Raw genomic sequence first — 13,178 nt, forward strand, 5'->3', positions numbered from 1 at the left:
TAATATTACTGATGAAATGATACAGCAGTATATTGATGAGCAAGAAGGTGAGCCTATTAATGATGATCGATTTCTAATCGATTCCACTTTATAACCTCTCAGCTTATAGCTGAGAGGTGTTTAGTTTCAAAAATTAGTAATAAAAGTTTCTAGCTTTTGGTCGGTTAACTATGCTAACTAAAATTAGTAAGGTTTTAGAAAAATTACTATTCTTATTTTAAAAAAACTTATAATTTATACAGTTAAGAAGGACTAAAATAAGATAATTTAAATTTTATATGTAAAACTTAAAAAATTAGCTTCTAAAAGATAAAAATAGTAGGGTAGTGCAAAGCTCGCCATAAGCTGAATTTTTCCTATTAATATCCAACTAACGCTGAGTTTTATTAATATTAACTAAAAAAAGCAAATTAATTAGAAATATTAATAGAACTTAATCAAGTTTATTGCTTGAATGGGTGTTTAGTTATTCGTAAGTATAACTATTAACTAAATTAGTATAAATTAAGGAGGTAGTTTTGTTCCAAAGGGTCATTAAACATTTAAATCATAATTTATCTAAACATGATATTACTGCTCAAATAATAGGTAGGATCAAACATCCAATATCAATTTTATATAAATTACATCGTAAGGGTATAAAGTTAGAAGAATTAACAGATATTTTTGCGATAAGAATAGTGGTAAGAGATGAAGAGGAATGTTATAAAGCTTTAAAAGTAGTTCATGATCTTTATGTGCATGAAAAGGATAAATTTAAAAATTATATTCTTAATCCTAAGCCAAACGGCTATCAATCTTTACATACTATTATTACAACTGAGGATAATTATAAAATAGAGATACAAATACGTGATCATAAGATGCATTATCATGCAGAGGGCGGTGAAGCTGCACACTGGAAATATAAAAATAGTGTTTAGCTAATATACACTTTATTTCTAAAGTAGTATTGCATCTTCTTTAATTTATTTTGTATTATTTTGAAGTTTAAAAAAGAAATTTCATAAACCGACGTTTTGAAATATTTCTTTTTGTTCTGAAGGGAAATGTTGCTTGATAAAATTAGTGCAAACTATTTGATAGTTGTTGTTCTACGGTTCGTATTTCTAAATAAGCTGCTATGAGTAAGAAGCTTTCTATAGTTTCTTTTACTGTTTCTAAAGCCTTTTCTGTAGATTTAGCATTTATAGTTTGTAAATTATGTAGGCGATCAAACACTTTAATAAGTGCAATATCATATCTTTGTTCTTGTATTAGTAAATTTAACATTTTGTCGGAGCTAATTTTACCGTACGGCTTAATTCTTGTTAAACATTCTACGCTATCGGCAATATTCTTATCAAAAATTTTGCTAATATCAGCATGTGTAAGTATTGTATCCTCTATAGTATCATGAAGAAGGGCAACATTTAGCATATATGATTTATAAAGTTTAGGAGCTTCAAGAGCCGTAAAATCTGCAATCATGATTGCAACTTCTATAGGGTGAGAATAATAAGGTTCCCCTGATTGACGCATTTGAGAAGCATGATATTTACGGGTATAATAAAGACCTTTTTTAATTTCTGTTATATCTATAGGTGAGTCTACTATAGTATTCAAATATTTAATTTGATCAATTAGTTTTTTACTATAATCACAAACCTCAAATTTTTTCTGCCAAACATCAATATCTTCCATAAACCTACTAATTATTTAAACTTCTTTTAAAAGGAGTATATGCATACAATTAGTATAAAATATTTTTATAAGAAAATTAATAAGATTTTAGAAAGATATGATATTTATTTTTTAAATTGATCGATAATCAATGCTTAAGCACAAGTTACACTATATCTTGATTTGTAAATAGGATTAGTGATTTTTTTTACACAGTCATATTAAATTAATATTAATTTTCATTAACATAATAAATTGAATATATCAGTATAATAATAGTTAGTAGCTTCAGTCAAAATATAAAAACAGTTAATAAAGTTTAATAAAAAGAAAAGCATTTTTTTATTTATTCTCAAATATTTTTTCCCTTTAGTGTTTTATAATTTCTTGCAATATATTAAAAATTTAGTAAGCATTGTTAATTGTAAAGATAGATTATTATTTAATCTATTGATATATATCGTAAATATAATTTAAATTAATAGGTAAATTATGACTAAAAAAACTAGTTGATAACAAAATAGCTCCTAATAAAGCAGAGTACGATAAGAAATTTTCGCATGTTTTAGCTGTTACCCCATACATTGGGCAGTAACCTTACCGAAGACAATGGCTTTAGTGTGCGAAGAGTTAAAGTTGTTAAAGGATAGCTCACAGAAAAATGAGATGGAAGGAGAAAAAAACTTTTCTAGTGATGTTGACTTTCCTGATGATGCTGTAAGTGCACCGGCAATTAAAGAGGGGCATCTTCTTAGCGGTGGAAAAGAAGATGAGAGAGATTCTGTTAATGATACTAATGCAGAAATGCGACAATTTTCATCTGACAAAACATTTGATTGGAGAGATGGAAGTAAGTACCATCATGTTCATAAGTAAAAGCTGGTGACAAGTTTGATATACATTGGGATTATACCATGGCACATAAAACACGTGGTTATTCATATGAGCTTACTAATCATCCTACTGATTTTTCTCAAAGACTAACTTTTAAAATGAGCTTAAGACATTTTATCAAAATATAAGCCAAGCAAAACCATTTTGGAGTTATCCATTACCTGCTTCTACAGATCATTCAATCATTCTGCCGGAAAGGGAAGCAGGATTCCATGTTCTTTTAGAAAGATGGATAGTAGCTGATACCGGCATGGCATTTCATTAATCATGGGTTCTTGAATATGAAGCAAGTTTAGGCGGTGAAAGACATGGAGATCCAATTAGGTTTAAAGTAACTTATTAGCAAATTGTCATGAGCTTTAAGCGGCTTATGGCATTGTTTGCATGGATACCTAAGTCGTCATTGCGAGGAAATGACATAAATAATTGACGAAGCAATCCAGTTAAAAATTCTGATTTACAGAATTTTTTATTACTTTTTCTAGATTGCCGCGTCGCCTATGGCTCCTCGCAATGACGACTTAGGTATCCACGCAGGCCATGCCTGCTCACAATGACGACGAAAAACAGTCCACGCAACAATGCTTACATTCCGTTACTATCTACTCAAAGCTTTTAGACCCTCCTTTAAGCCGTCTTTTATAAAGGAAATTTTAGCTTGTTTGCCGTCTGCGGTAATTAGTTCTATATAATTATCATTAGATAAAATCATGTCTAGATCGTCTTTTGTAATCACAGCCAAAGCCTGACAGCCGTTTATCGTACAATTTACGTATTGTCCGGCTGCTATTCGTTTGTCACCGCTATTAATAACTGTACCTGCCAGAATTTGAACATTTGACGGGACTATTTCTATTATTTTTAATTCCTGTTCTTCTTGCTCCCCATTGAAATAACCTATGTGATAAATGGCTAATATTTCCTTTTCTTTATCTTGCTCTAGATTATTAATTTGTTGTGATAAGAAGCAAAGTTGTTTTTTCTCATTATTAAGAGTACAATTTAAAGTCCAAGATCCGTACTGTTTTGGTGCTGATGAAGCATCGATATTTTCTACTCTGTATACAATAAAAGTACCGGTTATTATAAATAATCCACTAAGAACAAAAGCAACTTTTTTTATACAATCTTTCATATAGTTTCTAACCTTTTTACAATATTTTCTTTTCCTAAAATTTCTGCAATTGCAAATACGCTAGGTGATGCGTTCATGCCGGTTATTAAAGCTCTTACAGGCTTCATAATGTCACTCAGCTTTAAGCCGTTTGCTGCTGCTATTTCTTTAAATTTATTCTGTAAGGATTCCTTATCAAACTGCTCAATCTTGTTTAAACCTTCTGTAACTTGCTTGATCAAATCTTTATCGCAATTTTCTATAATGCCCTTTGCATCTTGGTTGTAGACGATGGGCGAATCTATGAGATAAATTTGAGCAAGCCGTGCTAAATCTAGCAATGTTTCGCTTCTAACTAACAAGCTTGACATTGCTTGTTTTATATAACTTACCTCTTTCTCACTAATCTTATAATTTTGTTTCAATATCTCTACAGTCTTTGAAGTTAAGCTATCATTGTCAAGCATTCTTAAGTAATAAGCATTAAGGCTATTCATTTTAGTAAAATCAAGCCTAGAAGGTGATTTACCAAGCGAATCAAGATTAAACCATTCTATAGCCTGAGTCATTGATATAATTTCATCATTACCGTGACTCCATCCGAGACGCAATAAATAATTACACAAACTTTCCGGTAAATATCCCATATCTTTATAAGCTTCAACGCCTAAGGCTCCATGTCTCTTTGATAGTTTTGCTCCGTCTTCTCCATGAATGAGCGGTATATGAGTCATGCTCGGTACTTCATAACCGAGAGCCTGATAAATAGCAATTTGCCTTGCTGCATTGGTTAAATGATCGTCACCTCTAATAATATGAGTTATACCCATATCGTGATCGTCTGCCACTACGGCTAGCATGTAAGTAGCAGTGCCGTCTGCCCTTAGTAGTACCATATCGTCTATATGAGAGTTTTCAATTACTACCTCGCCTTGTAAGGTATCATGAATTGTTATGCTGCCCTCTCTTGGAGTTTTTAGACGTATTACCGGCTTAACATCAGTAGGATAGGCGTCGTCAGGTTCTTTATCACGCCACTTGCTATTAAAAATGAAATGTTGTTTATGTTCTAAAGTTTTTTGTCTCTGCTTTTCTATTTCTTCTTGGCTAGTAAAACAATAATATGCCTTACCTTCTTTCAGGAGTCTTAGTGCCGCTTCTTTGTAAAGATCATTACGTTTAGACTGGAATATAACTTCCCCGTCCCAATCAAGCCCTAGCCATTTTAGACCTGAGAATATAGCGTCTACCGCTGCTTCAGTTGATCTTTCTTTATCGGTGTCTTCAATGCGGAGCAGAAACTTGCCGTTATTATGCCTTGCGAACAAGTAGTTAAAAAAGGCAGTTCTTGCCGAACCGATATGTAAAAACCCCGTCGGTGACGGAGCAAATCTAGTAATTACGTTGGTCATTTATTATTGTTTTTAAATATATACTAAGAACTTTGTCATACCGTGGCTTGATGTCCTAGTGTATGAACGTTCAAGATGTCATTCCTGCTTTCGCAGGAATGACATCGATTGATTTTGTCTTCTTGCTCCCCAAATACATAAAATAATTTACGTCTATATCATCGCTTAATTTCCATTCATTTTTAGCAGGATCATATACCAAACCTTTCAGCTCTTTAATTTCAATGTCGGTATCCGTAAGCATTTCGTAAATTTCCGATGGTTTTAAGAATTTGCTATAATCATGAGTATTTTTAGGCACCCAGCCTAAAATATATTCAGCAACTATTACTCCAAGTGCATAAGCTTTTTTAGTGCGGTTAATCGTAGAAATTATTGCCATACCGTTTGGCTTAATATGCTTCACCAAATTTAGTATAAATTGCTGTACGTTTTCTACATGCTCAATAACCTCAAGACAAATTACCACATCATATAGCTTGTCACTTTCTAATTCTTCTATAGTAGATTGTAAATAATTTATCTTGATACTGTTTTCCTTAGCATAAGTGCTTGCCGTTTCAATATTACTTTGTAGTGCATCAATGGCTGTAACGTTAAAACCTTGAGCCGCTAAAGGCGTTGCAATTAATCCTCCACCGCAACCAACATCTAATATTTCTAGTTTGGAAAGGTGTCTATTGTAATGTGTAGTTATTTTCTCTATTATATATTCAAGGCGAATAGGGTTTATTCGGTGTAATACACTGAATTCCCCGTCCTTATTCCACCAATTATAAGCAATTTTCTCAAATTTTGCTAATTCTTTTTTATCGATTGAAGACATAGTCTATGATTCTTTCCAATGTCATCCCGTGGCCCCTCCACGGGATGACAAGAGGCCATACAACAAACATATATAATATACTCAGATGACTTTAATAATACTAGCCTTAATTTTAATTAGCTGCATATTTGCTCCTCTTGGCTGTATTGCCCTATGGAAGAGATATATTTATTTTGGCGATGGGCTTGCTCATAGTAGTTTTTTAGCGGCTAGCATAAGCATTATAGCACATTTCCCATTAATATATTCAGGAATAATAGTTGCAATTCTTTTTTCGTTTTTTGTGTTTATTTTTAAAAATAATTCTGAAAAAAATGCAGTTATTAATTTGATTTCTAGCTTTATGCTAGCTGTTGCTTTAGTTATTAATTATTTGACTTCTTTGCAGAATAATATAGTGAATTTGTTGTTTGGGGATATTTTATCCGTGTCTTTTAATGATTTGATTATACTAGGGGTAGTGCTAATAACTATTATAAGCTTTATAGTATATTTTTATAATCAAATTCTTCTTATCATTATCAATAGAGATATTGCAGTCATAAAAGGCTTAAAGGTTAATATGATTGAGCTAATATTTTTACTTCTTCTCTCATTATCGGTATTTTCTGCTATAAAGATTGTTGGCGTAATTATGGTTACTGCTATTTTACTTATTCCTGCAATGATCGCACGGTTTGTAGCATATAGCCCCTCTCAGATGATTATAATATCAATTCTTATCTCTTTATTTATTAATTTTTGTGCCGCATTTAGCTCTTTCTACTTTGATTTACCTTTAACTCCATTGTTTATTATATTAGGTACATTTATTTATGGTTTGTTGTATTTAAAGCGATTATTATGAACAAAAATGAATTTACTTAATATATTTAAGAACTGTTAGAACCATATGGTTCAGTAGCCGTTCGTGCAATGTTTGGTGGATATGGTATATGGGGTTAAGGTAGGAATTATTAAGAGCAATGAATTATATTTTAAGTCAGACCTAAGCACTTATGAATATTTTCAATCTTGCGGTTCTAAGCCATTTGTATATCAAAGTAAAGGTAAACTTGTAACGCTATCATATTGGAAGGTGTTACCTGAAATTATGGAGGATCAATAGTTATAAGGTAAGTGGTTTAAATTAGCTTTGAATGCTGCTATTAATAAGAAAAATAAATGTCATCCCGTGGCTTGACCAGCGTTTGTATGGCTCGTTTATGTCATTCCTGCGTGGCATTATTGTGTAGATAGCAAAACCGTCATTGCGAGGAGCGAAGCGACTTAGCAATCCAGAATAAAGATTAAAAAAATTCTGATTTACAGAATTTTTAACTGGATTGCTTCGTCAAAATTTTCAATTTTTCCTCGCAATGACGGAAAACCGGTCCACACAACAACGCCTTCCCGCCTACGCGGGAATGACATAAAACGAGCCATGCAACAAGGTTTCCAATCGCTCGCAAAGATGTTAGAATCTATCCACATTCTTCATAATCTCAAGATAGTCTATTGTACCGCTTGCAAGCAGAGGTATTTCTGAATCGGTAATAATTACTTTCGGTAAATGTAGTAAAGAAATTTGAGCTTTAGATACAGTATCTGCAAAATTTTCTCTATTTATATCGGAACCGGTAGTAAGTAAAATAATTTTTTCTCCGTGCGTTTTATCGGGCATAGAAATAGCAGCGTGCAAGGAATTAGGATCAATTTCACTAGCAAGTTCTTCAATTTTTGTAAGAGATATCATTTTCTCTGCTATTTTAGTAAAGCGTTTTAAACGTCCTAAAATTGTTATATATCCTTCAGAATCGATTTTGACTATATCGCCTGTGTCGTACCATTCTTTATAAGTACGGTGACCTTTTAAGTCCAGGTAACCAAGCATGACGTTAGGACCTCGGATGAATAAACGCCATCCTTCTAGTCCCTCTACTTTCTCAAGCTTATAATCAATTTTCGGTAATAATCTTCCTACCGTGCCTGCTTTATTATGCATAGGGGTATTACAAGCTATAATAGGTGCGGCTTCGGTAATGCCATACCATTCAAAAATACGTATACCGTATTTGTTAAGCCAAAATTGTCTTGTAGATTCTTTTAATTTCTCGCTACCGGCAAATATATAGCGTAATGAGTAAAAATCATATGGGTGAGCGTAATTAGCATAACCGTTTAAAAAAGTATCGGTAGAAATTAATATAGTTGCTCCGATATCGTATATCACTTCAGGAATGTTGCGATAATTTAGTGGAGAAGTATATAGAAACAGTTTAATACCGTTTAAAGTTGTAATAATTGCACCTCCAAGACCAAAACAATGAAATAAAGGTAATGAGTTAAATACTATATCTTCGGGGCTAAAAGGTACTTTAGCAGTTATTTGATATCTATTAGTTTGTAAATTTCTGTGAGATAGTAATACGGCTTTAGGCTCACCTTCAGTACCCGAAGTAAAAATTATCACTGCCGGTTTTTTGTCATCACGATTACGACAAAAATAATTGTAATAAGTTTGAGAAAAATAACTTCCTATTTTTGCTTTTAGTTTTAGAGCTGTACTAATTTGATTTTTAAAATCTTCTAAATATATTATTTTAATACCGCAATCTAATAAGTTAGTGATTAATTCATGTAAATTTGTTTTCTCAATAAATTGTTTTGAAGTGTAAACTACTTTAATTTGTGCAAGTTTACAGGAGTTAATAATAGTACTTATGCCGCTGCTCCAGTTAATTATAGCAGGAACATAACCGCTAGATTGCATGGCGTAAAAAGTAATTAACGTATTCGTGGTATTAGGCAACATTAATCCTAAATTTCTGCCAAAGATATTATTCTTTTTGATTAAATCACCTAGGATAAAAGATTTTAATATTAAATCTCGATAAGTGACCGTATTATTTTCAAAATCATCAACTATTTTTTTCTTAAATCCATGAATTTTAGCAGCTTCTATAAGAGATGAGAATACAGTATTTTTATAGTCTGAACTCTCAAACATCATATCAGCCATGATATCATAAAGAGTCCTAGATATATAACTGCGTCGTTCTTGATTACTTGCAGCATCCATATTAGCGAATTTTACCGGCGGTAAAACTGTTATAGTAATTTTAGGGAATATTTTTCTTTTTAATATGTTTTTTAATTTTGATAAATGAGTAAATTGAGTCCCGTCTATTCTAACCGGTAAAACGGTGGCATTGGCTTTATCGGCAATCATTCCTGGTCCTTCGTATATTTTCATTAAAGAGCCGGTAACGCTTATTCTACCTTCAGGGAAAATTGCTACTTTCTGATCCTTTTGTACTTCTTTTACTAAAGTCTTTATTGCCATTGGGTTACTTGGATCAACCGGCAAAGTTCTTGCCATACGTAAAAACGGTTTAATCCACCATATTTTTTGTATATCGGGACTAATTGCAAAAGTCATTTCTTCCTTTAGATAAGTAGCAATTAGGGGAGGGTCAAGATATGAAATATGATTGGCTACTACTACTACTTTTTTACCTGCTTTTTGAAAATTTTCAAATCCCTTAACTTCAACCTTATACATAAGATCAAAACAGATTTGGAATATTCTTCGCAATAGTTTAAATGGAATAATTTTAACATCAGGTATTAAGCGGTAAATATATATAGTGACGATTATATTAGCTAGGCTAATAAATAATATAATCCAAGGGATAGTGCAATTTAGATAAAATAATAACGATAGAATAATTGTTGATCCCACCATGAAAATGGAATTAATGAGGTTGTTAACGGCAATAATTCGGCTACGATGAGCAGGATTTGCGTAATGCTGTAATATCGCAAAAAGGGGAACGATATATAAACCGCCTATTGCTGCTAAGAAAAATAAATCGATAACTATTCGCCAATTATGTCTTTTCGATAAAAATACTAAAATACTTTTTAGCTGAGTAGGTTCATAGTTAACTGAGCTAATTCTACTTGCAAAGAATAAATCAATACCGAAAATACTAATGCCTAGGGCTGAAATAAATAGATATTTAACGGTAATCTCATCTTCAAATATTTTGCTACATAAAAATGAACCGACCCCAACACCAAGCGAGAAAACTGCTAAAAATAAGTTCGCAACATTCTCATCAGCTTTAAAAGTTATCTTAGCAAGTAAAGGTATTTGAGAAATTATAGCAGCTCCGATAAACCAAAACCATGAAATACCAAGTATAGCTAAATATATCTGTTTTTTTGCTTTGGCATATTTAATCATATTTATGCTTGCATCTATAATATTAAAATTTATTTTAATATCACGATTTGCATTTTTAGATTTTGGAGAAAAAAGGCTTGTAATGAAGCCGAGAAAAGCGATGGTAATTAAGGAATAAATTATAAAATTATTGCTGACTGTATAATAACTGCCGATTATAATACCGATAAAAATACCGATAAAAGTTCCAGCTTCAACAAAGCCGTTAGCTCCAAGTAGTTCGTCTTGATTTAGGTGATCAGGTAATACGCTATATTTGATTGGACCGAAAAAAGTAGAGTGTATACCCATTAAGGAAATAGAATAGAACAGGATTAGCAGATTATTATGATGAAATCCGTAAATTGCAAAGGCAATTATGCCGATTTCACAAATCTTAATAATCTTAATAAGACTCGCACGTTCGTATTTATCGGCAATTTGTCCTGCTATGCTTGCGAATATTATGAAAGGTAGTACAAAAGTAGCATTAGCAATTAAAACAAGTAGATTATTATATTTACTTAAAGCTCCTGAAATACCGTAAGTAATAAAGATTACTAGAGCATTTTTTAATATATTATCATTAAGACAACCGCATAACTGCACTATAAAATTCGGTAAAAATCGTCTATCTTTGAAAAGATATAATTTGTTTGTGTCCATATTATATTAAATATTTAAAATACCGATTTTGTTAGATTTTGATGTCATTGTTGCAAGGCGTTGGCTTTGCCCTCATGGCTTATTTATGTCATTCCTGCGAAAGCAGGAAGCCAAAAAATAGTCTTAATATTGATAAAATAAACCTAAAAAAACAAGTTTTTTGTAGGTTTTACTGGATTTCTGCTTTCGCAGGAATGACATATGACTCAAAACAAAACCTAAACTCTTCAAATATTAGCAATTTATATTAATATGTCAAATTGCATATAGATAAATACTTTTAATGAGGGTTATTTAAATCTTCATAATAATCACGCATTGCTTCTCTATTAGCAGGAATATTATTATTAGATTCCTCTATATCATGTTTGGGAATAATAAAGAGAAAAAATTTTACTGATTTTAATTATTACTTCATGTACACTCATATTTATGCTCCTAAAAATTATTTTCTATTCTATCACTCTTTATAGATATAAGACCTAGTATCAATCTTTTTCTTTATTATTCTTTTCTTTTTGTATTTTCTTTCTTCTTTGTAAATTCTTTTTTAAAGCAGTTGATAAGTTATTAAATTTAGCTGCCGGTTGGTCTTTTTTCGGTTTTTCTTTAGTATCTTCGGTAGATGACATAAATAATTATCTTTTCACATTAGCATTATTATATTATATTATGGATATTTTGGAAATAAAACTATAAATAATCTATGAATCAAAGTAATATAATTTCCCCTGAGTTATTGGATGAGAGAAAAAATATTGCAAGGCAAGGGGGCGGTGAAGCTAGGATCAACGCACAACATCAAAAAGGTAAGTTAACTGCACGAGAACGCATAGAAGTATTATTAGATCCGAATAGTTTTACTGAAACTGGGATGTTTGTAGCACATAGATGCAATAATTTTGGGATGCAGGATAAAAAGTTTTTAGGTGACGGCGTTGTAACTGGACACGGTACGATAAACGGTAGATTGGTATTTATTTACAGCCAAGATTTTACCGTACTAGGCGGTTCTCTCGGCGAATATCATGCTAAGAAAATCTGCGATATTATCGATCAAGCTATAGCAACCGGTGCTCCCGTAATAGGTATTAACGACTCAGGGGGAGCAAGAATTCAAGAAGGGGTTGATGCTCTTGCCGGATACGGTGAATTATTTCAGCGTAATGTTTTAGCATCGGGTGTTATCCCTCAAATTACCTTAATTATGGGACCTTGTGCCGGTGGTGCGGTATATTCCCCTGCCTTAACCGATTTTATATTCATGGTTAAGAATAGTTCTTATATGTTCGTAACCGGTCCCGATGTAGTAAAAACCGTTACGGGTGAAGCAGTAAGCCAAGAAAAGCTCGGCGGTGCTAGAATGCATACCACTAAAAGCGGTGTTGCCGATCTTGCATTCAATAATGATATAGAAGCATTGCTCGAAATCCGTAAGTTCTTTAATTTCCTTCCGTCATCCAATCGTAGTCCTCTTCCTGTTCGTTCGACTATTGATCCTGCCGATAGAGTCGATATGTCTCTGAGCACGTTAATACCTAACACTCCTAATAAGCCTTATGATATGAAAGAGCTTGTTGAGCGTATAGTTGATGAGGGAGAATTTTTTGAACTACAATCTGATTTTGCAAAGAATATCATTATCGGCTTTGGTTATATGGAAGGTTATCCGGTAGGATTTGTGGCTAATCAGCCTTTGCATTTAGCAGGATGTTTAGATATAAACGCCTCAAGAAAAGCAGCAAGATTTATTAGATTTTGTGATGCTTTCAATATTCCTATAGTAAGCCTTGTTGATGTACCTGGATTTCTGCCTGGTACATCCCAAGAGCATGACGGTATTATTAAACACGGGGCTAAGCTGTTATACGCGTATGCAGAAGCTACAGTGCCGAAGATTACCGTAATTACCCGTAAGGCTTATGGTGGTGCTTATATAGTTATGAACTCCAAGCATCTTAGAGGCGATATAAACTATGCTTGGTTTAATTCGGAAATCGCTGTTATGGGGGCAGAGGGAGCAGCCGAGATAATATTTAAGGAAGAATGTAAAAACCCTGAAGCTAAAAAACAAAAAATCGATGAATATAGAAAAGTAGTAACTTCGCCTTTTATTGCAGCATCTAGGGGATATTTGGATGATATTATAAGACCGCAAAATACTAGATGGCGAATATGTAAGGCGTTAAATTTCCTGCGTACTAAAAAAGTAGAATTACTTTGGAAAAAGCATGATAATTTGCCGTTGTAATGTTTAATTGTCATTTCCGCGAAAGCGGAATCCAGAAAAAAACATATATACAGCAAATTTTTGAAATTAAAAGCTTGATTTATCTCGCTTTATGCTGGATTCCCACTTTCGCGGGAATGACATAAAACAGTTCATGCGGGCAA

At 32.6% G+C, this 13,178-nt stretch carries 9 protein-coding genes and 4 pseudogenes; 6 read left to right on the top strand and 7 right to left on the bottom strand.

Going from position 1 to position 13,178, the window contains the following annotated elements; all coding sequences use genetic code 11:
- Nucleotides 1-94: pseudogene (locus tag ACKTSD_RS07830) on the top strand (IS200/IS605 family transposase); the annotation flags it as partial.
- Between the two features lie 424 nt (nt 95-518).
- Nucleotides 519-923: a RelA/SpoT-related domain-containing protein gene (locus tag ACKTSD_RS03200; RefSeq protein ID WP_412707983.1), complete on the top strand. Its 405-nt coding sequence runs from the start codon at nt 519-521 to the stop codon at nt 921-923.
- Here the strand turns inward: ACKTSD_RS03200 and ACKTSD_RS03205 are convergent.
- A pseudogene (locus tag ACKTSD_RS03205) lies at nt 920-1,683 on the bottom strand (HD domain-containing protein). The gene ACKTSD_RS03200 and the pseudogene ACKTSD_RS03205 sit on opposite strands and share 4 nt — an antisense overlap.
- A 588-nt stretch (nt 1,684-2,271) precedes the next feature.
- Here ACKTSD_RS03205 and ACKTSD_RS03210 point away from each other — a divergent pair.
- Nucleotides 2,272-2,538: a hypothetical protein gene (locus tag ACKTSD_RS03210; RefSeq protein ID WP_412707984.1), complete on the top strand. Its 267-nt coding sequence runs from the start codon at nt 2,272-2,274 to the stop codon at nt 2,536-2,538.
- Nucleotides 2,539-2,955: 417 nt separating this feature from the next.
- Here the strand turns inward: ACKTSD_RS03210 and ACKTSD_RS03215 are convergent.
- From ACKTSD_RS03215 to ubiG, 4 genes and pseudogenes are all read right to left on the bottom strand, one after another.
- A pseudogene (locus ACKTSD_RS03215) lies at nt 2,956-3,045 on the bottom strand (lytic transglycosylase domain-containing protein); the annotation flags it as partial.
- A 109-nt stretch (nt 3,046-3,154) separates the two neighbouring features.
- Nucleotides 3,155-3,691, bottom strand: a complete 537-nt coding sequence (locus tag ACKTSD_RS03220; protein ID WP_412707985.1) for an invasion associated locus B family protein — start codon at nt 3,689-3,691, stop codon at nt 3,155-3,157.
- On the bottom strand, nt 3,688-5,082 hold the full coding sequence (gene gltX / locus ACKTSD_RS03225) for a glutamate--tRNA ligase (protein ID WP_412707986.1): 1,395 nt from the start codon (nt 5,080-5,082) through the stop codon (nt 3,688-3,690). The genes ACKTSD_RS03220 and gltX overlap by 4 nt, the downstream gene beginning before the upstream one ends.
- A gap of 70 nt (nt 5,083-5,152) precedes the next feature.
- Nucleotides 5,153-5,908: a bifunctional 2-polyprenyl-6-hydroxyphenol methylase/3-demethylubiquinol 3-O-methyltransferase UbiG gene (gene ubiG, locus ACKTSD_RS03230; RefSeq protein WP_412707987.1), complete on the bottom strand. Its 756-nt coding sequence runs from the start codon at nt 5,906-5,908 to the stop codon at nt 5,153-5,155.
- 85 nt (nt 5,909-5,993) lie between these two features.
- Between ubiG and ACKTSD_RS03235 the strand changes: the two genes are divergently transcribed.
- Both ACKTSD_RS03235 and ACKTSD_RS03240 read left to right on the top strand, forming a co-directional pair.
- Nucleotides 5,994-6,755 (top strand): metal ABC transporter permease, encoded by a 762-nt coding sequence (locus ACKTSD_RS03235; RefSeq protein WP_412707988.1) that lies wholly within the window; start codon nt 5,994-5,996, stop codon nt 6,753-6,755.
- 23 nt (nt 6,756-6,778) lie between these two features.
- Nucleotides 6,779-7,016, top strand: a pseudogene (locus tag ACKTSD_RS03240) (TfoX/Sxy family protein).
- 348 nt (nt 7,017-7,364) lie between these two features.
- On the opposite strand, the gene ACKTSD_RS03245 reads toward ACKTSD_RS03240, so the two are convergent.
- On the bottom strand, nt 7,365-10,784 hold the full coding sequence (locus ACKTSD_RS03245) for an acyl-[ACP]--phospholipid O-acyltransferase (protein WP_412707989.1): 3,420 nt from the start codon (nt 10,782-10,784) through the stop codon (nt 7,365-7,367).
- Between the two features lie 488 nt (nt 10,785-11,272).
- A complete protein-coding gene (locus ACKTSD_RS03250) occupies nt 11,273-11,416 on the bottom strand; it encodes a hypothetical protein (RefSeq protein ID WP_412707990.1) in 144 nt (47 codons plus the stop codon).
- 74 nt (nt 11,417-11,490) lie between these two features.
- Here ACKTSD_RS03250 and ACKTSD_RS03255 point away from each other — a divergent pair, with 74 nt between their 5' ends.
- On the top strand, nt 11,491-13,035 hold the full coding sequence (locus ACKTSD_RS03255; RefSeq protein WP_412707991.1) for an acyl-CoA carboxylase subunit beta: 1,545 nt from the start codon (nt 11,491-11,493) through the stop codon (nt 13,033-13,035).
- Nucleotides 13,036-13,178 lie beyond the last annotated feature (143 nt).

Source organism: Candidatus Rickettsia kedanie, from assembly GCF_045865205.1.
Classification (GTDB): Bacteria; Pseudomonadota; Alphaproteobacteria; order Rickettsiales; family Rickettsiaceae; genus Rickettsia; species Rickettsia australis.

Coding starts and splice junctions, on each gene's coding strand:
- ACKTSD_RS03210 (WP_412707984.1), top strand. CDS start 2,272: ATGGCTTTAGTGTGCGAAGAGTTAAAGTTGTTAAAGGATAGCTCACAG.
- ACKTSD_RS03220 (WP_412707985.1), bottom strand. CDS start 3,691: ATGAAAGATTGTATAAAAAAAGTTGCTTTTGTTCTTAGTGGATTATTT.
- gltX (WP_412707986.1), bottom strand. CDS start 5,082: ATGACCAACGTAATTACTAGATTTGCTCCGTCACCGACGGGGTTTTTA.
- ubiG (WP_412707987.1), bottom strand. CDS start 5,908: ATGTCTTCAATCGATAAAAAAGAATTAGCAAAATTTGAGAAAATTGCT.
- ACKTSD_RS03235 (WP_412707988.1), top strand. CDS start 5,994: ATGACTTTAATAATACTAGCCTTAATTTTAATTAGCTGCATATTTGCT.
- ACKTSD_RS03245 (WP_412707989.1), bottom strand. CDS start 10,784: ATGGACACAAACAAATTATATCTTTTCAAAGATAGACGATTTTTACCG.
- ACKTSD_RS03250 (WP_412707990.1), bottom strand. CDS start 11,416: ATGTCATCTACCGAAGATACTAAAGAAAAACCGAAAAAAGACCAACCG.
- ACKTSD_RS03255 (WP_412707991.1), top strand. CDS start 11,491: ATGAATCAAAGTAATATAATTTCCCCTGAGTTATTGGATGAGAGAAAA.